Source organism: Ruegeria atlantica (genome assembly GCF_013032005.1).
GTDB lineage: Bacteria > Pseudomonadota > Alphaproteobacteria > Rhodobacterales > Rhodobacteraceae > Ruegeria > Ruegeria atlantica_A.
Window position 1 is genome coordinate 339,619 of the sequence record NZ_WQBE01000002.1, and the last position, 26,149, is coordinate 365,767.

General features: G+C 58.5%; 24 protein-coding genes and 1 tRNA gene. 19 read left to right on the forward strand and 6 right to left on the reverse strand.

All coding sequences use genetic code 11. The features are described from left to right. The first annotated feature begins 10 nt into the window (after positions 1 to 10). The 10 genes from hisD to GOX21_RS07585 all read left to right on the forward strand — a co-directional run bounded on the left by hisD (position 11) and on the right by GOX21_RS07585 (position 9,414). Positions 11 to 1,342: a histidinol dehydrogenase gene (gene hisD, locus GOX21_RS07540; protein ID WP_170349500.1), complete on the forward strand. Its 1,332-nt coding sequence runs from the start codon at positions 11 to 13 to the stop codon at positions 1,340 to 1,342. Beyond that, positions 1,339 to 2,391 (forward strand): ester cyclase, encoded by a 1,053-nt coding sequence (locus GOX21_RS07545; RefSeq protein WP_170361135.1) that lies wholly within the window; start codon positions 1,339 to 1,341, stop codon positions 2,389 to 2,391. Before hisD ends, GOX21_RS07545 begins: the two co-directional genes overlap by 4 nt. Further along, on the forward strand, positions 2,391 to 3,155 hold the full coding sequence (locus GOX21_RS07550; RefSeq protein ID WP_170376626.1) for an SDR family NAD(P)-dependent oxidoreductase: 765 nt from the start codon (positions 2,391 to 2,393) through the stop codon (positions 3,153 to 3,155). The genes GOX21_RS07545 and GOX21_RS07550 overlap by 1 nt, the downstream gene beginning before the upstream one ends. Then, positions 3,155 to 4,198 carry a LacI family DNA-binding transcriptional regulator gene (locus tag GOX21_RS07555; RefSeq protein WP_217353036.1) on the forward strand — a complete coding sequence of 348 codons (1,044 nt, stop codon included), beginning with the start codon at positions 3,155 to 3,157 and terminating at the stop codon, positions 4,196 to 4,198. The genes GOX21_RS07550 and GOX21_RS07555 overlap by 1 nt, the downstream gene beginning before the upstream one ends. Then, positions 4,195 to 5,184 carry an ester cyclase gene (locus GOX21_RS07560; RefSeq protein WP_170376631.1) on the forward strand — a complete coding sequence of 330 codons (990 nt, stop codon included), beginning with the start codon at positions 4,195 to 4,197 and terminating at the stop codon, positions 5,182 to 5,184. Before GOX21_RS07555 ends, GOX21_RS07560 begins: the two co-directional genes overlap by 4 nt. A 152-nt stretch (positions 5,185 to 5,336) precedes the next feature. Next, entirely contained in the window at positions 5,337 to 6,296 is a 960-nt protein-coding gene (locus GOX21_RS07565; protein WP_170376633.1) for a cupin, read from the forward strand. Beyond that, entirely contained in the window at positions 6,284 to 6,895 is a 612-nt protein-coding gene (locus GOX21_RS07570; protein WP_170376636.1) for a class I SAM-dependent DNA methyltransferase, read from the forward strand. Before GOX21_RS07565 ends, GOX21_RS07570 begins: the two co-directional genes overlap by 13 nt. Positions 6,896 to 6,905: 10 nt before the next feature. Beyond that, a complete protein-coding gene (locus tag GOX21_RS07575) occupies positions 6,906 to 8,030 on the forward strand; it encodes a cobalamin-independent methionine synthase II family protein (RefSeq protein WP_170376640.1) in 1,125 nt (374 codons plus the stop codon). After that, entirely contained in the window at positions 8,027 to 8,722 is a 696-nt protein-coding gene (locus tag GOX21_RS07580) for an alpha/beta fold hydrolase (RefSeq protein WP_170376642.1), read from the forward strand. Before GOX21_RS07575 ends, GOX21_RS07580 begins: the two co-directional genes overlap by 4 nt. Beyond that, positions 8,719 to 9,414, forward strand: a complete 696-nt coding sequence (locus GOX21_RS07585) for an RraA family protein (RefSeq protein ID WP_170376644.1) — start codon at positions 8,719 to 8,721, stop codon at positions 9,412 to 9,414. The genes GOX21_RS07580 and GOX21_RS07585 overlap by 4 nt, the downstream gene beginning before the upstream one ends. Positions 9,415 to 9,469: 55 nt before the next feature. Here GOX21_RS07585 and GOX21_RS07590 read toward each other — a convergent pair whose 3' ends face one another. Further along, positions 9,470 to 9,655: a hypothetical protein gene (locus GOX21_RS07590; protein WP_170376647.1), complete on the reverse strand. Its 186-nt coding sequence runs from the start codon at positions 9,653 to 9,655 to the stop codon at positions 9,470 to 9,472. A 442-nt stretch (positions 9,656 to 10,097) separates the two neighbouring features. Further along, a tRNA-Leu gene (locus GOX21_RS07595) sits at positions 10,098 to 10,184 on the reverse strand. 199 nt (positions 10,185 to 10,383) lie between these two features. On the opposite strand from GOX21_RS07595, the gene GOX21_RS07600 reads away from it, so the two are divergent. Further along, the gene (locus tag GOX21_RS07600) at positions 10,384 to 11,367 is read left to right on the forward strand and encodes a complex I NDUFA9 subunit family protein (protein ID WP_170376650.1); all 984 of its coding nucleotides are present in this window, start codon (positions 10,384 to 10,386) and stop codon (positions 11,365 to 11,367) included. Here GOX21_RS07600 and GOX21_RS07605 read toward each other — a convergent pair whose 3' ends face one another. Continuing rightward, the gene (locus GOX21_RS07605) at positions 11,368 to 12,171 is read right to left on the reverse strand and encodes an undecaprenyl-diphosphate phosphatase (protein WP_170376653.1); all 804 of its coding nucleotides are present in this window, start codon (positions 12,169 to 12,171) and stop codon (positions 11,368 to 11,370) included. 229 nt (positions 12,172 to 12,400) lie between these two features. Here GOX21_RS07605 and GOX21_RS07610 point away from each other — a divergent pair, with 229 nt between their 5' ends. The 7 genes from GOX21_RS07610 (at position 12,401) to GOX21_RS07640 (ending at position 23,590) form a co-directional block, all read left to right on the forward strand. Next, positions 12,401 to 13,834, forward strand: coding sequence for an NAD(P)-dependent oxidoreductase (locus GOX21_RS07610; RefSeq protein ID WP_170361159.1), 1,434 nt, complete (start codon positions 12,401 to 12,403; stop codon positions 13,832 to 13,834). Positions 13,835 to 13,863: 29 nt separating this feature from the next. Next, a complete protein-coding gene (locus GOX21_RS07615) occupies positions 13,864 to 14,298 on the forward strand; it encodes a GFA family protein (RefSeq protein WP_170376655.1) in 435 nt (144 codons plus the stop codon). Continuing rightward, a complete protein-coding gene (gene gltB, locus GOX21_RS07620; RefSeq protein WP_170376658.1) occupies positions 14,295 to 18,827 on the forward strand; it encodes a glutamate synthase large subunit in 4,533 nt (1,510 codons plus the stop codon). Before GOX21_RS07615 ends, gltB begins: the two co-directional genes overlap by 4 nt. 116 nt (positions 18,828 to 18,943) lie before the next feature. Next, positions 18,944 to 19,678 carry a monofunctional biosynthetic peptidoglycan transglycosylase gene (gene mtgA, locus GOX21_RS07625; RefSeq protein WP_170376661.1) on the forward strand — a complete coding sequence of 245 codons (735 nt, stop codon included), beginning with the start codon at positions 18,944 to 18,946 and terminating at the stop codon, positions 19,676 to 19,678. A gap of 58 nt (positions 19,679 to 19,736) precedes the next feature. Next, positions 19,737 to 20,402 (forward strand): FtsZ-binding protein FzlA, encoded by a 666-nt coding sequence (gene fzlA, locus GOX21_RS07630; protein ID WP_170349481.1) that lies wholly within the window; start codon positions 19,737 to 19,739, stop codon positions 20,400 to 20,402. Between the two features lie 74 nt (positions 20,403 to 20,476). Beyond that, entirely contained in the window at positions 20,477 to 21,514 is a 1,038-nt protein-coding gene (queG, locus tag GOX21_RS07635; RefSeq protein ID WP_170376664.1) for a tRNA epoxyqueuosine(34) reductase QueG, read from the forward strand. Positions 21,515 to 21,586: 72 nt separating this feature from the next. Continuing rightward, on the forward strand, positions 21,587 to 23,590 hold the full coding sequence (locus GOX21_RS07640; protein WP_170376667.1) for a hydantoinase/oxoprolinase family protein: 2,004 nt from the start codon (positions 21,587 to 21,589) through the stop codon (positions 23,588 to 23,590). Between the two features lie 21 nt (positions 23,591 to 23,611). Here GOX21_RS07640 and msrA read toward each other — a convergent pair whose 3' ends face one another. Together msrA and msrB are read right to left on the reverse strand one after the other, a co-directional pair. Then, positions 23,612 to 24,121 (reverse strand): peptide-methionine (S)-S-oxide reductase MsrA, encoded by a 510-nt coding sequence (gene msrA, locus GOX21_RS07645; RefSeq protein WP_170376669.1) that lies wholly within the window; start codon positions 24,119 to 24,121, stop codon positions 23,612 to 23,614. Continuing rightward, the gene (msrB, locus tag GOX21_RS07650) at positions 24,118 to 24,567 is read right to left on the reverse strand and encodes a peptide-methionine (R)-S-oxide reductase MsrB (protein ID WP_170349474.1); all 450 of its coding nucleotides are present in this window, start codon (positions 24,565 to 24,567) and stop codon (positions 24,118 to 24,120) included. Before msrB ends, msrA begins: the two co-directional genes overlap by 4 nt. A 142-nt stretch (positions 24,568 to 24,709) precedes the next feature. Here msrB and GOX21_RS07655 point away from each other — a divergent pair, with 142 nt between their 5' ends. Further along, a complete protein-coding gene (locus GOX21_RS07655; RefSeq protein ID WP_170376672.1) occupies positions 24,710 to 25,231 on the forward strand; it encodes a glutathione peroxidase in 522 nt (173 codons plus the stop codon). Here the strand turns inward: GOX21_RS07655 and GOX21_RS07660 are convergent. Beyond that, a complete protein-coding gene (locus GOX21_RS07660; RefSeq protein ID WP_170376674.1) occupies positions 25,207 to 26,094 on the reverse strand; it encodes a DMT family transporter in 888 nt (295 codons plus the stop codon). The two genes, GOX21_RS07655 and GOX21_RS07660, sit on opposite strands and share 25 nt — an antisense overlap. Between the last annotated feature and the right edge of the window lie 55 nt (positions 26,095 to 26,149).

Sequence of the window (26,149 nt, forward strand, 5' to 3'; positions counted from 1 at the left end):
GATTGGAAACATGACAATCGAGTATCTCAAACGCGGTAAATCTGATGCTGACCGGGCCGAAGATGACGCCAAAACCCGCGCTGTGGTCGAAGCGACCCTGAAAGACATCGAAACCCGTGGCGATGTAGCCGTGCGCGAGCTGAGCGAAAAGTTCGACAATTATTCACCCCCGTCGTTCCGCCTGTCTCAGCAGGACATTGACGACCTCATCGGACAACTGACCGACCGTGAACTGGCCGATATCAAATTCGCGCAGGAACAGGTGCGCAACTTTGCGCAAGCGCAGCGCGATTCCATGGTGGATATCGAGGTCGAAACCCTGCCCGGCGTCATTCTGGGCCACAAGAACATCCCCGTGCAGTCGGTGGGATGCTATGTGCCCGGTGGCAAATTCCCGATGGTCGCCTCGGCGCATATGTCGGTGGCGACGGCTTCGGTGGCGGGCGTGCCGCGCATCATCGCCTGTACACCTCCGTTCAATGGCAAGCCGAACGCAGCGGTGATTGCCGCGATGCATCTCGGCGGCGCCCATGAGATCTATGTCATGGGCGGCATTCAGGCCATCGGCGCGATGGCGCTGGGCACTGAAACGATTGACCCCGTGCATATGCTGGTCGGCCCGGGCAACGCCTTTGTGGCCGAAGCCAAGCGGCAACTGTTCGGCCGTGTCGGCATTGACCTGTTCGCTGGCCCGACCGAGACCATGGTCATCGCCGACGAGACTGCCGCCGATGCGGAACTCTGCGCGACCGACCTGCTGGGTCAGGCGGAACACGGCTATAACAGTCCTTGCGTGCTGCTGACCAACTCGCGCAAACTGGCCGAGGATACGATGGCCGAGGTCGACCGTCTGCTGGGAATCCTACCCACGGCAGGCACCGCGAAAGTATCGTGGGACGAATATGGCGAAGTGATCGTTTGCGACACCTATGATGAGATGCTGCAGGTCGCCGATGATATCGCATCCGAGCATGTGCAGGTGATGACAGATAGGGATGATTGGTTTCTTGAGAACATGACCTGCTATGGCGCGTTATTTCTTGGTCCGCGCACCAATGTCTCGAACGGGGATAAGGTGATCGGGACAAACCACACCCTGCCAACGAAGAAAGCTGGGCGCTATACTGGCGGTCTTTGGGTGGGTAAGTATTTGAAAACGCATAGCTATCAAAAGGTTCTGACCGACGAGGCGGCGACGTTGATTGGCGAATATGGGTCGCGCCTGTGCATGCTTGAAGGTTTTGTGGGCCATGCTGAACAGTGCAACGTGCGGGTGCGCCGCTATGGCGGTATCAACGTGCCTTACGGCAAGCCTGCACCGTATCGGGATGCCGCTGAATGAGCGACAAGCACACACAGCATAAGGCCCTGATCGCTTTGCTCAGGGCCGCGATGTATGACTTTTCCGAAGCCGGCGTCCGCAAGGCGCTGGCAGAGGTCACGACATCGGATGCAGTGTTCCACCTATGCCATCCCTTTGGTGACAGTATCGGCAGCGATGCATATTACGACTGCGCCTATAAGGACCTGCTGGACGCATGGCCCGATCTGGAGCGTCGCGACTATATCGTCATGGCCGGGCCGGACGAAAACGGCGCGGACTGGGTCGGGTGCGGTGGGTATTACACCGGTACCTTCACCGGGCCTTGGCTGGATATCCCACCGACGGGCCATCAGGTCACCATGCGGTTCCACGAATTCTATCGTTTCGTGGACGGACAGGTCGTCGAGGTTCAGGCGCTCTGGGACATCCCTGAGGTGATGATGCAGGCCAACGCCTGGCCGATGGCCCCCAGCCTTGGCCGTGAATGGCATGTGCCCGGACCAGCCACTCAGGACGGGTTCGTGCCCGGACCTTATGATGCGGCCAAGGGCAAGGCGACGTGCCAACACATAATCGACATGCTGGAACACTTGAAAAAACATCCGTCACAAGGTGGCCCCGAAGTGATGGAGATGGAGCGGTTCTGGCATCCACGCATGAACTGGTACGGGCCTTCGGGCATCGGCACCGGGCGCGGTTACGCAGGGTTTCGCAACTGGCATCAGATTCCGTTCCTGAACGGCATGCCGGATCGCGGGCAGTATGTGGACGACATCACCTATCATTTCTTTGGTGATGGCGAGTATGCGGCTGTGACCGGCTGGCCGAACATGATCCAGACGGTTACCCATGACGGATGGATGGGGATTGCGCCCTCGGGCAAGAAAATCGCCATGTGCAGTCTGGATTTCTGGCGATTGGAAAACGGGCGCATACGCGAAAACTGGGTGCTGGTCGATCTTCTGGATGCCTACCGCCAGCTTGGCGTTGACGTTTTCGCCCGTCTGCGTGAATTCAACAAGGCCCGGAATCTGGGCCGCATTGAAACGCCTGATGGAATGAGCTGATGACTGACCTGCCCCGCACCCCTTCGTTTTCGCTGAACGGCAAAACCGCCCTTGTGACCGGCGCGTCCTCGGGGATTGGACAGGGCTGTGCGGTGGCCTTGGCCGAGGCCGGGGCGCATGTGGTCTGCGCCGCGCGTGGGGCAGACCGGCTGGCTGAAACCGTCGCGGCGTTGCAGGCGCAGGGCTGGTCGGCCGAAGCTGCGGTTGTGGATCAGGGCGATTTGAATGCCCTGCAACAGCTGTTTGATGGGCGCGTCTTTGACGTCGTGGTGAATTCCGCCGGAACCGCGCGCCACAGCGCGGCGATCGACACCACGCCCGAGGATTTCGATGCGGTCACGGATGTAAATCTGCGGTCGGCTTATTTCCTGTCGGCCTATGCGGCCAAGGCATTGATGGCGACGGGCAGGCCGGGCTCGATCATCCATATCTCAAGCCAGATGGGCCATGTCGGCGGGGTCGATCGGGCGCTGTATTGTGCCACCAAGCACGGGCTTGAGGGTATGGTCAAAGCCATGGCAATCGAATGGGGAAAGCAGCGCATCCGCATCAACACGGTCTGCCCGACCTTCATTCGCACACCCTTGACGCAAGCCACCTTCGATGACCCCGAGCGCGCCGCCTGGATCATGGAGAAGATCAAGCTGGACCGTGTCGGTGAGGTCGAAGACATCATGGGCGCGGTGACCTATCTGGCCTCGGACGCCTCGGCTTTGGTGACCGGAACTTCGATGTTGATTGACGGGGGGTGGACAGCGGATTGATGGCAGAAAAAGTCACATCCCTTCAGGTTGCGCAACTGGCAGGCGTCAGTCAGTCGGCGGTTAGCCGGGTGTTCACGCCGGGTGCCTCGGTCAGCAAAAAGACTGAAGAAAAGGTGCGCAAGGCGGCGGCAGAGCTGGGGTATCGACCCAATGTTCTGGCGCGCGCAATGGTGTCGGGCAAAAGCCGTATCATCGGTCTGGTGGTCGCCTATCTGGACAACTACTTCTATCCCGAAGCGCTTGAGAAACTGTCCAACGCTCTGCAAGAACAGGGTTATCACGTGCTGATCTTCATGGCTTCTCGCACGGCGGGTAACATTGATGACGTGATGGAGGAAATCCTCGACTATCAGGTGGATGGCGTTGTTTTGGCCTCGGTTGCGATGTCGTCAGATATTGCAACGCGCTGTCAACAGGCGGGTGTACCCGTGGTGCTGTTCAACCGAAGTCAGGACCTGGACGGGATCACGTCGGTCACGTCTGACAATTATGCCGGTGGCCGCAAGGTGGCCGAGTTCCTGGTTGCCGCTGGCCACAGTCGCATTGCTTATATCGCGGGTTGGCAGGGTGCCTCGACCCAGCGTGACCGCGAGGCCGGGTTCCGGGCGGCATTGGCTGAGGCCGGTGAGACCGTGTTTGCCCATGGTGTGGGTGAGTTTCACACCGAAAATGCCCGAACGGCTGCACGTCGCATGTTTGATGTTGCACCGGATGACAGGCCGGATGCCGTGTTCGTGGCCAATGACCATATGGCGCTGGCCGTCATGGATGTCATCCGCTTTGAGCTTGGCCTGCGTGTGCCCGAAGATGTCTCGGTGATCGGGTACGATGATGTCCCGCAGGCGGGGTGGCTTGCCTATAACCTCACGACGATCCGACAGCGGGCCAATCTGATGGTTACTGAAACCGTAGACGCGCTTTTGGATCATATCGAAAATCCGGCAGCCGCCGCGGCGCGCAAGGTGGCCATAGACGGGCCGCTGATTGTACGTACCTCGGCCCGGTTGCCAAAAGGGTGGACCCCACAAAGGACAGACATATGAAAGGCTTCGATCCGAAGTTCCGGGATTTTCCCGACTATATCATCGGTATCACCAAGGAAATTTGGGAAGACCGGGGCATCGCAACGCTGCACGACTACTACAGCAAGGATATCGTCGTGCGCTCGCCCGGGTCCGTTGTTCTGGGTAATCAGAACGTCATCGGCGCCACCATGGCAACACTGGCTGAGTTTCCGGATCGGCAGCTGTTGGGCGAGGATGTGATCTGGTCCGGCACGCCGGAAGAGGGGATGTTAAGCTCGCACCGGATAATCTCCACCGCGACGCATTTGGCCGAAGGGGTGTATGGCAAGCCGACCGGCACAAAGCTGCGCTATCGGATTCTGGCCGACTGTCACGCCAAAGATAATCAGATCGACGATGAATGGTTGATCCGCGATCAGGGTGCCATCGTCCGGCAGATGGGCTGGGACCCCAAGGAATACGCTGCCGACCTGATCGCGCGCGAGGGCGGGCCAGAGAACTGCGTCAAACCGCTGACGCCGGAAACCGACCAGCCCGGCCCTTATAAAGGCAAGGGCAATGACAATGAATGGGGTCAGCGCTATGCCTATATCCTGACCAAGATCATGAATGCCGATATGGGCGTGATCGAGGCCGAGTATGACCGCGCCGTGCAATCAGAATATGTCGGCGGTGTCACTGGCCATGGCTGGGATGCGGTGGATCGGTTCTGGATGGGTCTGCGGGCCAGCTTCCCCAATGCGGAATTCAATGTTGAACACCAGATTGGTCGAGATGATCCGAACATGCCGCCCCGTGCTGCGCTACGCTGGAGCCTGTGGGGTAAACATGATGGCTGGGGTGCATTTGGTGCCCCAAGCGGTGCGCAGGTCTATGTTCTGGGCATCAGCCATGCTGAGTTTGGTGCGCTGATCGGCGGTCAGCCACAGCTGCGGCGCGAGTACACGCTGTTCGACGAAACTTCGGTCTGGAAACAGATCCTGCTGCAGGGTGGAGAGGGCTAGGTGACCGCGATGGTCTCATCCCTGAACGCCAGCCAGACTGCACGGCGCTATCATACCCATCGTGCGTCGCTGCGCGCACGGCGTCTGAACAATCGGCCTCCGGGGGGCGGGAATTGATCCCATCTTTCCCCCAAATCCAAGGAGACACCGTCATGAGTACCATTCAACAACGCATCGTCCGTTATGGCGAGCTGCAACCCTGTAAAACCGCCTTTATCGACGCTCACACTCCGGGCAGCGATCAGAAAGAGAACTTTACCATCATCGGTGGCGGCGTGTCGGAATCGCCCGATCAGCACGTCCACATCACCGACAAGATCGGCTTTAACATCGGCGCGGCGGGACAGCCGCCGAAATGCCGAAACTCGCTGCACAGCCACACCACGGCCGAGGTGTTCTTTGTCGCGAAAGGCCGCTGGCGGTTCTTTTGGGGACGCTATGGCACAGCCGGAGAATTCATTGCCGAAGAGGGGGATATCTTTAACATCCCCACAGGTATCTTCCGCGGGTTCGAGAATGTCGGTCAGGACTACGGCATGATCATGTCGATCCTCGGTGGCGATGATGCCGGTGGCGGTGTCACATGGGCCCCGCAGGTGATCGAGGACGCACAGGCGCATGGTCTGATGTTGGGCGACAACGGTGTGCTTTATGACAGCAAAAAGGGTCAGGAACTGCCCCACAATGTCCGGCCGATGTCCTTGTTGAACGAAGCAGAGTTGCAAGCCTATCCCGAGGTGCCGGTCGACGCGGTGATCGGCAAATACGTCGCCCGCTATTGGGACCTGATGGCGCTGGGCGCTGAAAAACCTGCGCTGGTGATTGGTGAGACCGGTCTTATCAAGGACAAGCCGGGGTTCGAGGTTGATTTCCTGACCCGTGGTTCGGCTGTGAATGATCCGGTCAAAGCTGAAAAGCCTGTGGTTCTGATGCCGGCCAGCGGCCATTGGCGTATCACCGTAGACGGATATGAGGTCACATTGTCAAACGGCGATACCGCGCTGGTTATGCCGGGTGAGGCTTACACCGTCGCGCCGTCCATGACCGGGCAGGCAGGCCTGTACCGCATCACGGCGACCGATGACCCCGCCGGGGCCACATGGGTCGGATGACCGTCGATCCGAACGATACCCACGCCGTTTATGAACGGCAGGCCAAAGCCTATGACGAGCAACGCTCGCGGGCTTTGTTCGAAGCGCGCTGGCTGGCGCGCTTCACCGCCAGTCTGAAGCCCGGCGATCACGTCCTTGATCTGGGCTGCGGCACTGGTGAGCCCATTGCCCGATGGTTCAAGGCCGAAGGTTTCACCGTCACAGGTGTCGATTTTTCCGAGGCCATGCTTGAGATCGCCCGCAGCCGCTGGCCTGATGGAGATTGGCGACAGGCCGACATGCGGGATTTCGAGCTGGACCAGAGCTTTGATGGTATTGTCGCCTGGAACAGCTTTTTCCACCTGACTGCTGACGAGCAGAAGAGCTGTATCGCCCGAATGGCCCGCCATCTGCGCAAGGGCGGAATGTTGATGCTGACCGTTGGCCCCAGCGCGGGCGAGGAACAGGGAACTGTTGGCGGCGAACCCGTGTATCACGCCTCGCTCTCACCCGCCGGTTACGCCACCTGCCTTGAAGAAAACGGGATGATCATGACAGGGTTTTTGGCCAAGGACCCGGAAACCCAAAGCCATACTGTGCTGATGGCACGCAAGAATTAACGGAGGTTCCATGACCGTAAAGACAACACATGTCGGATCCTTGCCACGAACTCAGGATGTGGTGGATTTCATTTTTGCGCGCGAGCGGGAGGAACCCTTTGACCCCGCTGCCTTTGACGCCTGCATGACCAAGGCCGTGTCCGAGACCGTGCGCAAACAGGTCGAAGCCGGTGTGCAGATCGTCAGTGACGGCGAAACCTCGAAGATCTCTTATGCCACCTATGTCAAAGACCGTTACACCGGGTTTTCGGGCGATAGCCCGCGTAATGCGCCCGCCGATCTGAAGATGTTCCCCGGTTTTCTGCAACGGCTGGCTGATGATGGCGGTACACCCCAATACGCGCGGCCTCAATGTACCGGCGAGGTGCGGTCGAAAGGGCAGGGTGAGCTTGAGAAGGACATCGCCAACCTCAAGGCTGCGATGGTGCAGCACGAGGCCGAGCGGGGCTTTATGAATGCCGCCTCGCCAGGGGTTATCTCGCTGTTTCTGCAGAACGATTTCTACCCCACGCGTGAGGCTTATCTGGCCGCGCTGGCCGATGCGATGAAGGAGGAATACGAAACCATCGTGGCCGCCGGGTTGGATTTGCAGCTGGATTGCCCTGATCTGGCCCTGTCGCGGCACATGCTGTTCACCGACCTGACCGATGAAGAGTTCGTCAAGATCGCCGACATGCATGTCGAGGCCCTGAACCACGCGCTGCAGAATGTTCCGCAGGACCGGGTGCGGGTGCATATCTGCTGGGGCAATTACGAAGGGCCACATTGTTGTGACATCGCCATGGATAAGGTGTTCAGCACTCTGATGGCGACCAAATCCCGCTACGTGCTGTTTGAAACCTCGAACCCGCGCCACGCCCATGAATGGACCGTGTTCCGCGACCGTAATTCCGAGATTCCGGACGACAAGGTTCTGGTACCCGGTGTGGTCGACACCACCACCAATTTCGTCGAACACCCTGAATTGGTGGCACAGCGGATCAAGCGGTTTACCGATATCGTCGGCGCTGACCGGGTGATCGCAGGCAGCGATTGTGGGTTTGGCACCTTTGCAGGCTTTGGCGCGGTGGATCCCGATATTGCCTATGCCAAGCTGACGGCTTTGTCCGAGGGTGCAAAACTGGCTTCGGCATGACACCGTTGGTTCTTTTGCCGGGTATGATGTGTGATGCTCGGTTGTTTCAGCCGCAGATCGCTGCGTTGTCCGGGTCACGGCCGCTGATGACCTTCCCGCTGGTGACGCAGGACAGTGTTCAGGAGATGGCAGCCGAAATCTTGTCAAACGCACCGTCGGTCTTTGCGCTAGCCGGCCTGTCGATGGGCGGCATCATTGCGATGGAGGTGGTGCGGGAAGCCCCGGATCGCGTTGAACGGTTGGCGTTGATGGACACCAATCCTTTGGCCGAAAAGTCCGATGTCAAAGCCCGGCGTGGGCCGCAGATGAAGGCCGTTCAGGAAGGTCAGTTGCGGCAGGTGATGCGCGACGAGATGAAGCCCAATTACTTGGCCGACGGTCCGCATCAGGGGGCCATTCTGGACCTATGCATGGCGATGGCCGTTGATCTGGGTCCGGACGTATTCCTTCGCCAATCCCGCGCTTTGATGGATCGCCCGGACCAGACCGAAACACTGGCCGTCTACACGGGTCCCTCACTGGTGATGTGCGGGCGCGAGGATGGCCTGTGTCCGGTCGAGCGACACCAGTTGATGCACGACCTTCTGCCCAACAGCACGTTACAAATCATCGAAGAGGCCGGGCACCTGCCCACTCTGGAACAACCCAATGACACAACAGCGGCCCTGATCCGCTGGCTGGAGGCCCCATGACACCTTCCCTTCTGACCCTGTTGCGCAAGGTTGACACCCCCACCGTCTGCAACGCCATCGAGGTGGCGCAGGGCAAGCGCGGATTTGACGGCTTCTCGCGCGGCACCATGCTGTGTTCGGCCCCGTCGGAACCTGCGATCGTGGGCTATGCCCGCACGGCAATGATCGCCGCTGTGCAGCCTCCGTCCGAGGCGCCCGAGGTCATCAGGGAACGCCGGATGGCCTATTACAAATACATGGCCGAAGGTCCCGCACCCTCGGTTGCGGTGATCGAGGATGTCGATTTCCCCAACTGTATCGGTGCCTATTGGGGTGAGATCAACACCACCGTACACAAGGGGTTCGGCATGTCCGGTGCGCTGACCAACGGTGTCATGCGCGACCTTGGCGATCTGCCCCAGGGGTTCCCGGTGGTTGCCGGATCGGTCGGGCCAAGCCATGGATTTGTCCACGTGCGCGCGGTCGATACGCCGGTCTCGATCTTTGGTCTTTCGGTCAATCCTGGTGATCTGATCCATGCCGATCAGCACGGAGCGCTGGTGATACCAGAAGATGTTGTTGACCAACTAGAGGGCGCAATCCAGAAATTGCTGTCCACCGAACGCGTCGTCCTCGACGCCGCCGCACAGCCGGGGTTTGATTTCAATGCGTTTCAATCCGCTTGGGAAAAGTTCGAAAAATCCCGGGTCTGACAGGGTAAGCTTAACCCGTTCAAACGGAGGGCTCTAAACCGTCGTCGGTATGCCATCACCGGCGTCGCGATGGCAGGTCAGCCCGCTTTTCTTCCAGCACGTTTCGAAAGAGCACCTTGAGTTCAGATTTCTTCACCAGGGGCAGCCTGCTCCGATAATCCGAAGACAGGTCATCTTCTGAAACGTCCATCCGGTGCGCTTTCATTAACTTGAAGCGACTAAGAAACGAAATTTTCTTCATTGTTGCGGTCCTTCAAATTCAAAGCGTAAAAATTTGCCGCTGCGAACCCGACCCGAACCCTATGGTCGAGAGCTCGAGGATCATTAATCCGTGAGTGATGATCCGCAGCGACAGGGCGCATTTAGGCAAGTCGTTTGCCACCGTAAGGGGGAAGAATCCGGGTTTTTGCGTCATTTATTAACCGACCAGTCAAAAAATGATTGGAAAGCTTACCTTTACGTAAAGATGCTCACTCACCCGGCCAGTTTTCGTGACGTGGCGTCACGAAGGATGCGGGTCTCGTTAAGGCCTGAACGGGACCATTTAGCCAGTCTGTCTCCGCAGGAATCTGGCAAAGCATAGCCCTAAGGGAGAGACGTCCAATAGATAGAAATTGGGGGAATACGTCACCCGAACACGTATTTGATACGATCAGAAACAAGCCAAAAATCTGTCGGGGATTTGGTGCCCAGGAGAGGACTCGAACCTCCACGTCCATACGGACACTAGCACCTGAAGCTAGCGCGTCTACCAATTCCGCCACCTGGGCAGGTGTCGTGGAGCGGCGTTTAAGCCTACTGACGGGGGGCGTCAACCAGATTCGGGAAGATTTTCACAAGTTTTTTGACCCACCTCCGAAACGCTTGGGAAATTGCCGGGGTTTTCGCGGACGCGCGGCGTTATTGCGCCTTGTTTGCCGGGGCTTTGGGCGGTAGATCGGATCAAGACCAATCAGCAGGAGCCCTCGCATGTCCAAACTGGTCACGATTTATGGCGGATCGGGATTTGTCGGTCGGTATATCGCCCGGCGTATGGCAAATGAAGGATGGCGTGTGCGGGTCGCAGTGCGGCGCCCGAATGAGGCGATGTTCGTCAAGCCTTATGGCGTGGTTGGTCAGGTTGAACCCATTTTGTGCAACATCCGCGATGATGCGTCGGTTGCTACCGTGATGCATGGGGCTGATGCGGTGGTGAACTGCGTGGGTGTGCTGAACGAGCTGGGTAAGAACGAATTTGACGCGGTACAGGCCGAAGGGGCTGAGCGGATCGCGCGCATCGCTGCCGAACAGGGTGTTGCGCGGATGGTGCATATCTCGGCCATCGGCGCGGACGCCACGTCCAAAAGCGAGTATTCCCGCACCAAAGCAAAGGGCGAGGCCGGTGTGCTGGCGCATATGCCGAACGCGGTGATCCTGCGCCCGTCGGTTATTTTCGGAACCGAGGACCAGTTCTTTAACCGCTTTGCCGGGATGACCCGGATGGGGCCGTTCCTGCCCTTGGTCGGCGCAGAGACCAAGTTCCAGCCGGTCTATGTGGATGATGTCGCCAAGGCCGCCGTGCAGGGCGTTCTGGGGCAGGCCGAGGGTGGCACTTATGAGCTGGGCGGCCCAGAGGTGAAATCCTTCCGCGCGCTGATGCAGCAGATGCTGGGGGTGATTCACCGCCGCCGGGTGATTGTTGGTGTGCCGTTCTGGGCCGCCCGGATCATGGCGGGTGTGCTGGATATAGCCAAATTTGTCAGTTTTCAGCTGTTTCCCAACCACATTCTGACGCGCGATCAGCTGACGAATCTGCGCCGGGACAATGTGGTGTCGGGCGATGCCAAAGGCTTTGGCGACTTGGGGATCGAACCGGCTACTTTGGAATCCATCTTGCCGGACTACCTGTGGAAGTTCCGTCCCTCGGGCCAGTATGATGAGATCCAGAAATCGGCAGACAACCTGCGTACCTGATCAGCTATAGGCAATCACCAGCAGGATTGCCCCAAGAATCACGCGATATATTACATAAGGCGTAAAGCTGACGCTGCGCAGCAGGCGCATCATCAGGGACAGCGCCAATAAGGCCGAGATAAAGGCAAAAAAAGCGGCTATGGCACCGTCCTTAGCCAGTTGGGCATCCGCCTCGCGGATCACCTGTGTCGACAGTAATACGCCCGAGGCCAGAATCGTCGGGATCGACATCAGCATCGCGATCCGCGCGCCGTCTTCGCGGCTATAGCCCAGCTGCCGCGCGCCGGTGATGGTGATGCCTGACCGCGAGGTGCCGGGGATCAACGCAAGAACCTGCCACAATCCCATGATGACCGCATCGCGCGGGCCCCAATCGTTGGTTTTCTTGGTTTGGGGCCCCTTTTGGTCCATCCAATACAGCAACAATCCGAAACCCAGCATGGTCCAGCCAATCACCGTCATCGAGCGGAGGGACTGGCTGAAACCAGTTGTGAAAAGAATGGCACCGACGATAACCGTGGGAATCGTTGCGATGATCAGGCTCATCGCCAGCCGTGCTTGCGGGGTGTCGATCTGCCCGGTCAGGGCGCGTGGCAGGCCGGCAACGGCCTGTTTCACATCGGACCAGAAATACAGGATAACCGCGCCCAACGTGCCGACATGCACGGCGACGTCGATGGCCAGCCCCTGATCTTCCATACCGGTCAAGCTGGGCAGCAGGATCAGGTGACCCGAGGAAGAGATCGGCAAAAACTCAGTTATCCCCTGAATAATCGCCGCGAGAATCAACTGAAATAAACTCATTTAACCTGCCGTGCTGCCGCCCCGTATTGTTAGGGGAAATGGGTATAAGTGCGGTGCCGAAAAGGAAAGCATGTAAAAAGGTCCGAATCGGAACTAAAAATGATGACCTTTTCCAATTACTTTTCCTGACGTCGTGTATTTTTTCAATTTAGGTCAGCATAATTGACTTTTAATCCGGTAAGGTATCTCTTAAACAGGCGCGACCAAGCCAATTCATGGAGTCTGACCCGTGGCCAAGCAACCGATGCTGAAATTTGTGCAGATCGATCGCGTCATGCCTGAAAAGCGTGCCGCCGATGACCGCAAAGAAGACTTTGACGAAATCTATGCTGAATACGCCGCGGCCAAGGCGGAAGAACAGGCTAGTCGCTGCAGCCAATGCGGTGTGCCGTATTGCCAGTCGCATTGCCCGCTGCACAACAACATCCCCGATTGGCTGCGCCTGACCGCCACGGGCCGTCTGGAGGAGGCGTATCAGACGAGCCAGGCCACCAATACCTTCCCGGAAATCTGCGGCCGCATTTGCCCTCAGGATCGTCTTTGTGAAGGTAATTGTGTGATCGAACAATCAGGCCACGGCACGGTTACCATCGGCACGATTGAAAAGTACATCACGGACACTGCCTGGGACAAAGGCTGGGTGACCCCCGTGGCACCCGGTGCCGAGCGCAGCGAAAGCGTCGGTATCATAGGCGGCGGACCCGGTGGATTGGCCGCTGCGGACATGCTGCGCCGGGCTGGCATTCAGGTCACTGTATATGATCGTCACGACCGTGCCGGTGGCCTGTTGATGTACGGTATTCCAGGCTTCAAGCTGGAAAAGGACATTGTTCAGCGTCGCAACGAATTGCTGGCTGATGGCGGGGTCAAGTTCGAGTTGAACTGCGACGTGGACGCCGCCAAATTCGACGACATTCGCGCCAAGCATGATGCTGTGATCATCGCAACCGGGGTCTATAAATCCCGTGATCTGTCCATGCCAGGCAGTGGCCTGAATGGTATCGAAATTGCCATTGATTTCCTGACCGCTTCGAACCGCAAAAGCTTTGGTGACGCGGTCGAGGATTTCGACAATGGCCGACTGAATGCCAACGGTAAAAAAGTTGTTGTGATTGGTGGCGGCGATACCGCGATGGACTGCGTACGCACCTCGGTCCGGCAAGGGGCGACATCGGTCAAATGCCTGTACCGCCGTGACCGGGCAAACATGCCGGGATCGCAGCGTGAAACGCAGAATGCCGAGGAAGAAGGCGTGATCTTTGAATGGCTGAGCGCTCCCAAAGGGTTCACCGGCGATGACAAGGTTTCTGGCGTAATGGTGCAAAAGATGCGTCTGGGTCAGCCAGATGCGACTGGTCGCCAAGCCCCCGAGGTCATCGAAGGCGCGGACTATGTCGAAGAGGCCGATCTGGTCATCAAGGCGCTGGGCTTTGAGCCCGAAGACCTGCCTACGCTGTTTGGTCAGCCCGACCTGCCCGTAACCCGTTGGGGCACCGTTAAGGCCGCGTTCCAAACCGGCGAAACCGAGATGGACGGTGTCTATGCCATTGGTGACATCGTGCGTGGCGCCTCGCTGGTGGTCTGGGCGATCCGTGACGGCCGCGACTGTGCCGATGCGATCATCGACAGGTTTAACAGCAAGGCTGCCGTCGCAGCCGAGTAACACCCAGCCCAGCGACAGGAGGGTCAGGAATGCCTGAACTGCAAGGCCAATGCATGTGCGGTGCGGTCACCGTCACCGCCACCCCAGCGAAGGATGCGCTGGGTGCCTGTCATTGCGACCAGTGCCGCCGCTGGACCAGTTCAATGCTGGTGAGTTTTCAAGCTGAAGAGGGGTATGCCGCCTTGGGACCGGTTAAGACCTTCGCCTCGTCCGATTGGGCCGAACGCGCCTTTTGCGCCGAATGCGGCTCGGCCCTGTGGTACCGGGTCACCGCGCCCGGCGACATGCACGGACACACAGAAATAGCAGCGGGCCTGTTCGAAGACACGGGCCACGGACTGCAACTGGAACTTTTTATCGACAAAAAGCCCAAAGGGTATGCGTTCGCAGGTGAGCGCAAGCAAATGACCAAAGCCGAGGTCGAGGCGATGTTTGCCCCCTCGGAAGAAGGAGACAGCCAATGACCAAATATGATGCCGATTGGGTACGGGCCGAAGAAGCCAAACGTGAATGGATGGCAAAAAACGGTCTCTATTCCGAGGAAGAAGAGCATTCTTCCTGTGGCGTGGGTCTTGTTGTATCCGTTGACGGCAAAGCATCACGCAAGGTTGTCGACGCCGGTATTGATGCGCTGAAAGCGATCTGGCACCGCGGCGCCGTGGATGCTGATGGCAAGACCGGCGATGGTGCGGGCATCCACGTGCAGATCCCGGTTCGTTTTTTCTATGACCAGATCCGACGCACAGGTCATGAGCCCAATCTGGACCAGTTGATCGCTGTCGGTCAGGTGTTTCTGCCTCGTACCGATTTCGGCGCGCAGGAACAGTGCCGGACCATCGTAGAAACCGAAGTTCTGCGCATGGGATATTACATCTACGGCTGGCGGCACGTGCCGGTCGATGTGACCTGCTTGGGTGAAAAGGCCAACGCGACCCGGCCCGAGATCGAACAGATCCTGATCTCGAACTCGAAAGGTGTAGATGAAGAGACGTTCGAGCGTGAGTTGTACGTCATCCGTCGCCGTATTGAAAAAGCTGCCGCCGCTTCCGGGATTTCGGACCTGTATCTGGCGTCGCTGAGCTGCCGCTCGATCATCTATAAAGGCATGATGCTGGCTGAGCAGGTCGCGGTTTTCTACCCCGACCTGATGGATGAGCGGTTCGAATCCGCCTTTGCGATCTATCACCAGCGTTATTCGACCAACACCTTCCCGCAATGGTGGTTGGCGCAACCGTTCCGGATGCTGGCTCATAATGGTGAAATCAACACCCTGAAGGGCAACGTCAACTGGATGAAAAGTCATGAGATCCGCATGGCCAGTGGCACCTTTGGCGACTATGCCGAAGACATCAAGCCGATCATCGCGGGCGGATCGTCAGATTCGGCCGCATTAGACTCGGTTTTTGAGGTTCTGGTGCGCGCGGGCCGCTCGGCCCCGATGGCGAAAACCATGCTGGTGCCGGAAAGTTGGTCCAAGCAGGCGGTGGAACTGCCGCAGGCCTGGCGTGACATGTATTCCTACTGCAACTCGGTGATGGAGCCGTGGGACGGTCCCGCCGCGCTGGCGATGACCGATGGCCGCTGGGTCTGTGCCGGTCTGGACCGGAACGGGTTGCGCCCGATGCGCTATGTGGTGACGGGCGATGGTCTGGTGATTGCGGGCTCTGAGGCTGGTATGGTGCCCATTGATGAGGCCACTGTGACCGAAAAAGGCGCGCTGGGTCCGGGGCAGATGCTGGCCGTGGATATGAAGAAGGGCAAGCTGTTCCGTGACAAGCAAATCAAGGACAAGCTGGCGCGCGCCCTGCCGTTCGGCGACTGGGTCGGTAAAATCAACGATCTGGACACTACGCTGGGCAGTGTAACCGAACAGCCCTTGTTTAGGGGTGAGGAACTGCGCAAGCGTCAGATCGCCGCTGGATATTCGGTCGAAGAACTTGAGCAGATCCTTGCACCCATGGCCGAGGACGGCAAAGAGGCTTTGGCCTCGATGGGGGATGACACGCCTTCGGCTGTGCTGTCAAAGCAGTACCGTCCGCTGAGTCATTTCTTCCGGCAGAATTTCAGCCAGGTGACCAACCCGCCCATCGACAGCTTGCGCGAATACCGCGTGATGTCGTTGAAGACGCGGTTCGGGAACCTCAAGAACGTGCTGGACGAGGACAGTAGCCAGACCGAGATCATCGTTCTGGAAAGCCCTTTTGTCGGCAACGCTCAGTGGGAAATTCTGGCCGAAAACTTCAACGCGCCGCTGGCTGAGATCGATTGCAGCTTTGAACCCGGTGAGGGCGCGCTGGACCGCGCTTTGATCCGTATTAGAGCCGAAGCAGAAGAGGCCGTGCGTTCTGGTGCAGGGCATCTGGTGCTGACCGATCAGTATTCCGGGCCGGACAAAGTGGCGATGCCGATGATCCTGGCCACAAGCGCGGTACACAGCCATCTGACACGTCAGGGTCTGCGGACCTTCAGCTCGCTCAACGTGCGGTCGGCGGAATGTATCGACCCGCACTATTTTGCCGTGTTGATTGGCTGTGGCGCGACGGTTGTGAACGCCTACCTGGCCGAGGATTCGCTGGCCGACCGCATTGAACGTGGCCTGCTGGATGGCTCGCTGACGGAAAATGTAGCCCGCTATCGCGAGGCAATTGATCAGGGTCTTCTCAAGATCATGGCCAAGATGGGTATCTCGGTTGTCTCCTCTTACCGAGGCGGTCTGAACTTTGAGGCCGTTGGTCTGAGCCGTGCCATGGTGGCCGAGTATTTCCCAGGCATGATCAGCCGTATCTCGGGCATCGGTATTCACGGCATCCGCGTCAAAGCCGAAGAAATTCACGCCAAGGGCTGGGACAGCGGTCTGGATGTGCTGCCCATCGGTGGTTTCTACAAAGCACGCAAGTCGGGTGAGACTCACGCGTGGGAAGCAACCTCGATGCATATGATGCAGATGGCCTGTAACCGCGCATCTTATGAGCTGTGGAAGCAATATTCGGCCAAGATGCAGTCGAACCCGCCGATCCATCTGCGCGACCTGATGGATTTCAAACCCATGGGCAAACCGGTGCCGATCGAAGAGGTGGAATCGATCACCTCGATCCGCAAACGCTTTGTCACGCCGGGCATGTCGCTGGGTGCACTCAGCCCCGAGGCGCACAAGACGCTGAACGTGGCGATGAACCGGATCGGTGCGAAATCCGACTCGGGCGAGGGTGGTGAAGATCCGGCCCATTTCGTACCGGAACCCAATGGCGACAATCCGTCAGCCAAGATCAAACAGGTGGCGTCGGGCCGGTTCGGTGTGACTGCGGAATACCTGAATCAATGTGAAGAGCTGGAGATCAAGGTCGCCCAAGGTGCGAAACCAGGTGAGGGTGGTCAGCTGCCGGGCATGAAGGTCACCGACCTGATCGCGCGTTTACGCCATTCGACCAAGGGCGTGACGCTGATCTCGCCGCCGCCGCACCACGATATCTACTCGATCGAGGATCTGGCGCAGCTGATCTATGATCTGAAACAGATCAACCCGCGCTGCAAGGTGACGGTGAAACTGGTGGCGTCTTCGGGCGTTGGCACGATTGCCGCCGGTGTGGCCAAGGCCAAGGCGGATGTGATCCTGATCTCGGGCCACAACGGTGGTACAGGTGCGTCGCCCGCGACGTCGATCAAATATGCCGGTTTGCCGTGGGAGATGGGCCTGACCGAGGCGCATCAAGTTCTGGCAATGAATAACCTGCGCGATCGTGTCACCCTGCGGACCGATGGTGGTCTGCGGACTGGTCGCGATATCGTCATGGCCGCGATGATGGGGGCCGAAGAATACGGAATCGGCACTGCCGCCCTGATCGCGATGGGCTGTATCATGGTGCGTCAGTGCCAGTCGAACACCTGCCCCGTCGGTGTCTGTACGCAGGACGAGGACCTGCGCGCCAAATTCACCGGCAACGCAGACAAGGTGGTGAACCTGATCACCTTCTATGCGCAGGAAGTACGCGAGCTTCTGGCCAGCCTCGGCGCGCGTTCGATTGATGAGATCATCGGCCGGGCCGACCTATTGGCGCAGGTCAGTCGTGGATCGGCGCATCTGGACGATCTCGACCTCAACCCTCTGCTGATCACCGTCGATGGCGCACATGATATCGTCTACAACCGCGACAAGGACCGTAACGCGGTGCCGGATACGTTGGACGCTGAAATCGTGCGGGATGCGGCGCGGTTCCTGAAAGACGGTGAAAAAATGCAGCTGTCCTATGCGGTCCAGAACACGCACCGGACTGTGGGCACCCGCGTCTCGAGCCATATCGTGCAGAACTTTGGCATGCGGAACACGTTCCAGTCCGATCACCTGCACGTCAAACTGCAGGGCTCGGCCGGTCAGTCGCTGGGGGCGTTTGCAGCACCCGGTCTGAAGCTGGAAGTGTCGGGTGACGCCAATGACTATGTCGGCAAGGGTTTGTCGGGCGGCACCATCGTCGTGCGCCCACCACAGGTCAGCCCGCTGAAGGCGGATGACAACACCATCATCGGCAACACCGTCCTGTACGGCGCCACCGATGGCCACCTGTTTGCCGCAGGTCGCGCGGGCGAGCGATTCGCGGTGCGCAACTCGGGCGCGAAGGTTGTGATCGAGGGCTGCGGTTCGAACGGGTGTGAATACATGACCGGCGGAATCGCGGTGATCCTGGGTGATATTGGTGCCAACTTTGGCGCGGGCATGACCGGCGGCATGGCTTATCTGTACGACCCGGAAGGCAAGGCGCAGGCGCTGATGAATATGGAAACGCTGGTGACCTGTCCGGTGACCGTCGACCATTGGGAAGATCAGCTGAAATCGCTGATCGAAACCCATCAGGCCGAGACCTTCAGCCGCAAGGCCGCCGACATTCTGCAGCATTGGGATGTTGAAAAGGCCAACTTCTTGCAGGTTTGCCCAAAAGAGATGCTGAACAAGCTCAGCCACCCTCTGACCACCGAAGCAACGGCTGTTCCGGCTGAATAACGGGTTGCAACAGACTAGTCTCAAACCCGCGCGCCAATTGGCTGCGCGGGTTTTCTTAAATCCTTATACCGACAACACCCGTTTCAAACGCGCGCCCAACGTCGTATAGCTGTGACATGGCAAAAGCAGCAGTCCGCAAAAAAAGCGGTAAGAAAAAAAAGGCATCCAAAGCCAAAACCCCACTGATGCAACGGCTTCGCCGATGGGTCAGTCGTGGCTTGTTGGCGGCCGTTGTGTTGGTCGTTGCATTGGTCGCTTTGTATTCGGTGGTAAACCCGCCCGTGACCCACACGATCTGGTCGGAATGGCGTAGGCTGGGCAAGGTCGAGCGTGATTGGGTCCCGATCGACGAAATCTCGCCCGTCATGGCCCGCGCGGTTGTCGCGGCCGAGGATGCGAATTTCTGCCAACACTGGGGCTTTGACGTGGAGGCAATTCGCGATGCGCTGGAAGATGGCGGATCACGTGGGGCGTCGACAATTACCCAGCAGGTGGTGAAGAACGTGTTCTTGTGGCAGGGCCGCAGCTGGGTACGCAAAGCGCTGGAAACTTCGATCACGCCGGTTGTCGAAATCTTCTGGAGCAAACAGCGTATTCTCGAGGTCTATCTGAACGTCGCTGAAACCGGACAGGGCGTATTTGGGGTCGAAGCGGCGGCCCAAAGCAATTTCAACGTATCCGCTGCCCGGCTGAGTCCGGTTCAGGCGGCCCGGATCGCGGCGATTTTGCCCTCACCCCGCAATCGCTCAGTCACTGATCCGTCAGTGCGGACGCGCAGACGGGCCGCGTCGATCCTGGATGGAGCGGCCACCATCCGCGCAGATGGTCGCGCGGATTGTTTCGAGGATTGAAACTCAACACCCCTCAAGGCTAAAGCTGGGGGGTATACACTGGTTCGATTGGAAGCTCATGGCGCGTTTGTTTCACGTTCCCCTGTCCCCTTATTGCCGCAAGGTTCGTCTGTCTTTGGCGGAAAAGAAGATCGAGGTTGAGCTGGTCGAAGAGAAATACTGGGAGAAAGACCCGGATTTCCTGCGCCGCAACCCTGCCGGAAAGGTGCCGGTGTTACGGTTGGACGGGCAGGTGATGGCGGAAAGCGCGGCGATTTGTGAATATATCGAGGAAACGCGTCCGGAGCCTGCGTTGATGCCGAAAACACCCGAAAGCCGGTACGAAGTGCGGCGTCTGGTGGGATGGTTCGATGATAAGTTCCACCACGAGGTGACCTCGAAACTGCTTTATGAACGGGTGAACAAGAAAGTCACCGGTGAAGGCTATCCGGACAGCAAGAACGTCAAGGAAGGCGCGCGGGCAATCAAATATCATCTGGACTACATGGCCTGGCTTTTGGATCACCGCCGTTGGCTGGCGGGGGATCAGATGACATTGGCCGATTTTGCCGCTGCTGCGCATTTGTCAGCGCTGGATTATATCTCGGACGTGGACTGGAATAGATCGCAAGCGGTGAAAGACTGGTATGCCAAGATCAAGTCACGCCCCGCGTTTCGGTCGATTCTTGCGGATCAGGTGCCTGGATTCCGACCCCCTGCGCATTACGCCGATCTGGATTTCTGATAGGGTAGAACAAGGGCTGTCTGCCCCTTTTTGGCCCTATAGGCCAATTCACCCCCAAGGATATTTTTAGCCAGATGAAGAGCGGATCGGATCTAAAGGAAAAGTTGGTGGCGCAGGCACTGAGCGAGGGCTTTGTGTCTTGCCGGATCTGTCGACCCTGGGATGTACCGCAGGTGCCGTCACGGCTGGAGGCATTTCTTCAGGCTGAGTATCATGGGCAGATGGGATGGATGGCTGAGCGTACCCATTGGCGGGGTGATCCGGCGGCCCTGTGGCCCGAGGCGCGGTCGGTGATCATGCTGGCTGAAAGCTATGCGCCCGAGCATGATCCAACGGACGTATTCGATTACCCGGACAGGGCAGCGATTTCTGTTTATGCGCAGAACAAGGATTATCATGATCTGGTCAAAAAACGGCTGAAGCGGCTGGCGCGCTGGCTGATTGCCGAAAGCGGCGGAGAAGTTAAGGTCTTTGTTGATACCGCGCCTGTTCCAGAGAAGGCGTTAGGCCATGCCGCAGGGCTGGGTTGGCAGGGGAAACATACCAACCTTGTCAGCCGAGATTGGGGAAATTGGGCCTTTATAGGCTCTGTTTTCACGACATTGGACTTGCCGGTCGACGTGGCCGAAACAGATCATTGTGGAAAATGCCGGGCTTGTTTGGATTCATGTCCAACGGATGCGTTTCCGGCCCCGTATCAGTTGGATGCGCGGCGCTGCATTTCGTATCTGACAATCGAACATAAAGGTCCGATTGAGGAAGACCTGCGCGGCAAGCTGGGCAATCGGATTTACGGGTGCGACGATTGTCTGGCGGCCTGTCCGTGGAACAAATTCGCCGTTGCGGCCAGCGATGTCCGGTACGCCGCACGGGACGATCTGAAAGCGCCACCCCTGGCTGAGTTGGCGGTATTGGACGATGCCGCGTTTCGGGCGAAGTTTTCCGGGTCGCCCATCAAACGGATCGGGCGCGATCGGTTTGTGCGTAATGTTCTGTATGCTATCGGCAATTCGGGAATGGCTTCGTTGCGACCGGTGGCGCAAGGATTGGTGGAAGATCCAGACCCAACGGTGGCGGATGCCGCGCGCTGGGCGGTCGAACAACTGGCGTAAGTGCCGCAAACAGGCTGGACGTGTCGGTCCAAACCGCTACACCCATCAGCAGCGAACAGGAAGGAGAACCCGATGGCGCTGGCTTTGGGGGTGGATACGGGTGGAACTTACACCGACGCGGTGCTGATCCGGGATGAGCGAGAGGTGATCGCCTCGGCCAAGTCCCTGACCACGCGAGCTGATCTGGCGATCGGTGTGGGTAAGGCTATTCAGGCGGTTCTGGATGCGGCGCAGGTGGCGCCGGGGCAGATTTCCATGGCGTCCTTGTCGACCACACTGGCCACGAATGCGCTGGTTGAGGGGCAGGGTGGACGGGTTGCGTTAATCTATATCGGTTTCAAGGATGGCGATCTGGATAAGCACGGATTGCGGGATGCGCTGAAGGGCGATCCGGCGCTGGTAATTTCCGGGGGTCACACCCATGCCGGGGGAGAGACCACGCCGTTGGATGTGACCGCGTTGGTAGCATTTTTAGACTCTCATAAAGGTATATCTGGCTTTGCGGTGGCCTCGCAATTCGCCACCCGCAACCCCGCACATGAGCTGGAGGCCGCACGGATCATCACCGACAGGACCGGCGCACCGGTGACATGCTCACATCATCTGTCAGCCAAATTGAACGGCCCGAAACGGGCGGTGACGGCGGTATTGAACGCCCGTTTGATCGGGATGATCGACCGTTTGATCGGGCGCGCACAGGATCGGTTGCTGGAACTGGGCATCACCGCGCCGATGATGGTTGTGCGTGGAGATGGTGCGTTGATGAGTGCCGAACAGGCAAGGGAACGCCCGATTGAGACCATCCTCAGCGGACCTGCTGCGTCTATCGTCGGAGCCAGTTGGCTGACCGGGGCACAGAATGCGCTGGTGTCGGATATCGGTGGAACGACCACGGATGTGGCCCTGATCCGCGATGGCAAACCTGCAATTGACCCAGCGGGCGCGCAGGTCGGCGGTTTCCGCACCATGGTTGAAGCCGTGGCGATGCGTACCCATGGTCTGGGTGGTGACAGTCAGATGCATGTGGTGACCGAAGGTTTGGGTGGCGGTGTGTTTTTGGGGCCGCGACGGGTTTTGCCGGTTTCCCTGATTGCATCTGAGGCACCAGATGTTGTCCACGCGGTATTGGATATGCAATTGCGGTCCACAACGGTGGGCGAACATGATACCCGGTTTGCCCGCCAGGTCCCAGGCATCCACGCCGAAGGCCTGGGCGCGCGGGAAGAGGCGTTGATGGAGCGGTTGGGCAATAATGTCATGCCGCTGAGTGACCTGTTGCGCACCCGGATGGAAAACGGTGCCCTGATGCGCCTGGTGGATCGCGGGATCGTTCAGGTCTCTGGCGTGACGCCTTCGGATGCCAGCCATATGTTGGGCCGGCTGGATGCGTGGGATGCGGATGCGGCGCGTAAAGCGTTGGAGATTGTCGCGCGCAAACGTGTGGGAACCGGCGACATGTTGGCCGCATCCCCGGAAAAGCTGGCGCAGATGATCGTGGACCAGTTGACCGAACAGACTGCGTTGACCTTGTTAGAGAGTGCTTTTGCTGAAGAGGCCGATGACTTTGGCGTGCCTTCTGCCGATCTTGCCCGTCACGTTCTGACGCAAAAAGGGCTGGCGCGCCATCGTGGACTTTTGGCGCTGGATACAGCGTTGAATGTGGATGTGGTGGGTCTTGGGGCCTCGGCCCCCAGCTATTACCCAGCGGTTGGGGAACGACTGCACGCCCGCATGATCCTGCCTGAACACGCGGGCGTGGCCAACGCCATCGGTGCTGTGGTCGGACGGCTGACCCTGCGCCGGTCCGGCACGGTGACATCCCCGTCCGAGGGGCGGTTCAGGGTACATCTTGAGGACGGTCCACAGGATTTCACCGAGTCCGACAAGGCGCTGGACATGCTTGAATCGGTGCTGCGGGACGAGGCAGAGGGCGCTGTGCGTCAGGCCGGGGCTGCGGATATACGGGTCGTGGTTGACCGGGACATCCGCACTGCCCGTATCGAAGCGCAGGAGGTATTCGTCGAGGCTATGGTCACCGTTGAGGCCAGTGGCAGGCCCCGCGTTGCGTCGGAATAGCCCCGCAGGGGGCTACCCGTATTATTCAGCCGCGTCGCGTTTGGGCAGAACCCACCCCGCGCGCGGGAAGTGGCAAGTGTAACCGTTTGGGATACGTTCCAGGTAATCCTGATGTTCGGGCTCGGCGTCCCAGAAATCACTGACGGTCTCGACCTCGGTCACCACTTTGCCGGGCCACAGACCGCTGGCATTCACATCGGCGATCGTATCCAGCGCCACTTGTTTTTGCTCGTCATCGACAAAATAGATGGCCGAGCGATAGCTCATCCCGCGATCATTGCCCTGACGGTTCGGCGTGGTCGGGTCGTGGATCTGAAAGAAAAACTCCAGCAATTCGCGATAGGTTATCTTGGCTGGATCGAAAAAGATCTCAATCCCTTCGGCATGGGTGCCGTGATTGCGATAGGTGGCATTGGGCACGTCACCGCCAGTATAGCCAACGCGCGTGCGCGACACGCCCGGCAATTTGCGGATCAAGTCTTGCATGCCCCAGAAACAGCCCCCGGCAAGAACGGCGCGTTGTTCGGTCATTTGATGTCCTCCACATGGATCAAGTACTCGCCATAACCTTCGGCCTCCATCTCATCGCGATGAATGAATCGCAAGGCGGCAGAGTTGATACAGTAGCGCAGCCCGCCATGTTCACGCGGGCCGTCCGGGAACACATGCCCCAGATGGCTGTCGCCATGTTTCGAGCGGACTTCGGTGCGGATCATACCATGGGTGGCGTCGTGAAACTCCTCCACATGCTCATGGATGATGGGCTTTGTGAAACTGGGCCAGCCGCAACCGGATTCGTATTTGTGGGTCGAGGCGAACAACGGCTCGCCCGAGACGATGTCCACGTAAATACCCGGTTCCTTGTTGCTCAGGTATTTGCCGGTGCCCGGGCGCTCAGTTCCGCTGCGCTGCGTGACGTGAAACTCTTCGGGCGACAATGCCGCGATGGCCTCGGGGGATTTAGTGAATTGGGTCATGGGTCCTCCGGTCATTAAACTTGTGGCATAATCTGGGGGCAGGGGTGCAGAATTCAAAGCCCTATTTCAGTGTCCTCGCGCAGTCGTGCAGGTGATCTGCAATCGGTTTCCGTACGTAATGAGAGCAAAGGGAGGCCATGTAATGATCAGAATGCTTCTACTAACGGCTTTGATAATGCTTGGTCGCGCCGTTCAGGCCGCGCCGCTGGGTGGAGAATTCGCGTCAATCGATGGTGGCACCATTTCGATTGCAGATTGGAGGGGACAACCGGTTCTTGTCGTCAACACTGCGTCACACTGCGGATTTACCGGACAATATGAAGCTCTGCAAAAGGTGCATGAGGTTTATTCTAACCGCGGACTTGTGGTTTTGGCCGTGCCGTCAGACTCGTTCAATCAGGAGTTAGGGTCTGCTGAAGAAGTCCGGCAGTTCTGCGAGTTGAATTATGGACTAACATTGCCAATGACGGATATTACGCCGGTCAGGGGTGCCGATGCCCATCCATTTTACAAGGAGGTAAAGGCGCAAACCGGATTTGAGCCTGGTTGGAATTTTAACAAAATATTGCTCGATCCCAACGGGGAAGTCGTCGTTACATATGGTGCAAATGTGAAACCGGACTCACCCAAGCTGCTGCGTCAGGTCGAGGCTTTTTTGCCCTGAGCAGGTTGGCGGGAAAGCTGCACCGCTAAAATGCCCAGTGTCGTGATCCCAACCCCGACAGCATCCAGCGGGCCTAGCTTTTCACCCAATAGAATAGCGGCGATGGTAACGCCGAAGACCGGGTTGAGGAAATGGAAGGTCGCCGCGCGGGTGGCTCCGATCCGGTCCAGCAGCAGAACCCAGATTAGCGTGGCCAACAGGCCCGGGAACAAAGTGGTATAGGTGAAGGCCATCGCCAAGGGCACGGTTGGGTGGATAAAGATCGTCTCGAATATGGGGGCGGCAACAAACAGAACGGCTGAGCCCACAAGCATCTGCAATCCGACTACCATCATGAAATTGCCGCCCGATGTGGCGCCGCGGATGGTCAGTGTGGCAAAAGTCAGCGCCAGTGCCCCGATACAACACAAAGCCACACCAAACAGGTCGAGGCCACCGCCGATGCGGGTGCTCATGATCAGGGCGACGCCAGCAAATCCGGCGATCAGACCCAGCACCGCAACCGGGCGCAGCTTTTCACCCAAAAACAACCATCCGGCCAAAGCGACCAGTAACGGCATGGTGGACGCGATTATAGCCGCCACCGAGGCTTCGACTGTTTGCATCGCATAGAAATTCAGACCCAAATAAAGGGCATTCTGGCAAATTCCGAACAGAATTGTAGCGCGCCACTGGGATCGGGTCAGGTGCCAGCTTTGCCCCATGGTCCGTGCGATAGCCACGCCTATCAATCCCGATATCAAGAACCGCAGTGCCAGCGAGAACAGAGGCGACGCATCGGCAACGATGATCCGGGCTGAGGTGAAAGCCGAGGACCAGATAAAAGCAAAAACCAGCCCCATGGCGATGGCGCGCAGATCCATTGAGCATCCCCCAGTCAGAACGCGGCGACTGTTTCCGAATTTCCATCAGGCCGCA

Coding starts and splice junctions, on each gene's coding strand:
- hisD (WP_170349500.1), top strand. CDS start 11: ATGACAATCGAGTATCTCAAACGCGGTAAATCTGATGCTGACCGGGCC.
- GOX21_RS07545 (WP_170361135.1), top strand. CDS start 1,339: ATGAGCGACAAGCACACACAGCATAAGGCCCTGATCGCTTTGCTCAGG.
- GOX21_RS07550 (WP_170376626.1), top strand. CDS start 2,391: ATGACTGACCTGCCCCGCACCCCTTCGTTTTCGCTGAACGGCAAAACC.
- GOX21_RS07555 (WP_217353036.1), top strand. CDS start 3,155: ATGGCAGAAAAAGTCACATCCCTTCAGGTTGCGCAACTGGCAGGCGTC.
- GOX21_RS07560 (WP_170376631.1), top strand. CDS start 4,195: ATGAAAGGCTTCGATCCGAAGTTCCGGGATTTTCCCGACTATATCATC.
- GOX21_RS07565 (WP_170376633.1), top strand. CDS start 5,337: ATGAGTACCATTCAACAACGCATCGTCCGTTATGGCGAGCTGCAACCC.
- GOX21_RS07570 (WP_170376636.1), top strand. CDS start 6,284: ATGGGTCGGATGACCGTCGATCCGAACGATACCCACGCCGTTTATGAA.
- GOX21_RS07575 (WP_170376640.1), top strand. CDS start 6,906: ATGACCGTAAAGACAACACATGTCGGATCCTTGCCACGAACTCAGGAT.
- GOX21_RS07580 (WP_170376642.1), top strand. CDS start 8,027: ATGACACCGTTGGTTCTTTTGCCGGGTATGATGTGTGATGCTCGGTTG.
- GOX21_RS07585 (WP_170376644.1), top strand. CDS start 8,719: ATGACACCTTCCCTTCTGACCCTGTTGCGCAAGGTTGACACCCCCACC.
- GOX21_RS07590 (WP_170376647.1), bottom strand. CDS start 9,655: ATGAAGAAAATTTCGTTTCTTAGTCGCTTCAAGTTAATGAAAGCGCAC.
- GOX21_RS07600 (WP_170376650.1), top strand. CDS start 10,384: ATGTCCAAACTGGTCACGATTTATGGCGGATCGGGATTTGTCGGTCGG.
- GOX21_RS07605 (WP_170376653.1), bottom strand. CDS start 12,171: ATGAGTTTATTTCAGTTGATTCTCGCGGCGATTATTCAGGGGATAACT.
- GOX21_RS07615 (WP_170376655.1), top strand. CDS start 13,864: ATGCCTGAACTGCAAGGCCAATGCATGTGCGGTGCGGTCACCGTCACC.
- gltB (WP_170376658.1), top strand. CDS start 14,295: ATGACCAAATATGATGCCGATTGGGTACGGGCCGAAGAAGCCAAACGT.
- mtgA (WP_170376661.1), top strand. CDS start 18,944: ATGGCAAAAGCAGCAGTCCGCAAAAAAAGCGGTAAGAAAAAAAAGGCA.
- fzlA (WP_170349481.1), top strand. CDS start 19,737: ATGGCGCGTTTGTTTCACGTTCCCCTGTCCCCTTATTGCCGCAAGGTT.
- queG (WP_170376664.1), top strand. CDS start 20,477: ATGAAGAGCGGATCGGATCTAAAGGAAAAGTTGGTGGCGCAGGCACTG.
- GOX21_RS07640 (WP_170376667.1), top strand. CDS start 21,587: ATGGCGCTGGCTTTGGGGGTGGATACGGGTGGAACTTACACCGACGCG.
- msrA (WP_170376669.1), bottom strand. CDS start 24,121: ATGACCGAACAACGCGCCGTTCTTGCCGGGGGCTGTTTCTGGGGCATG.
- msrB (WP_170349474.1), bottom strand. CDS start 24,567: ATGACCCAATTCACTAAATCCCCCGAGGCCATCGCGGCATTGTCGCCC.
- GOX21_RS07655 (WP_170376672.1), top strand. CDS start 24,710: ATGATCAGAATGCTTCTACTAACGGCTTTGATAATGCTTGGTCGCGCC.
- GOX21_RS07660 (WP_170376674.1), bottom strand. CDS start 26,094: ATGGATCTGCGCGCCATCGCCATGGGGCTGGTTTTTGCTTTTATCTGG.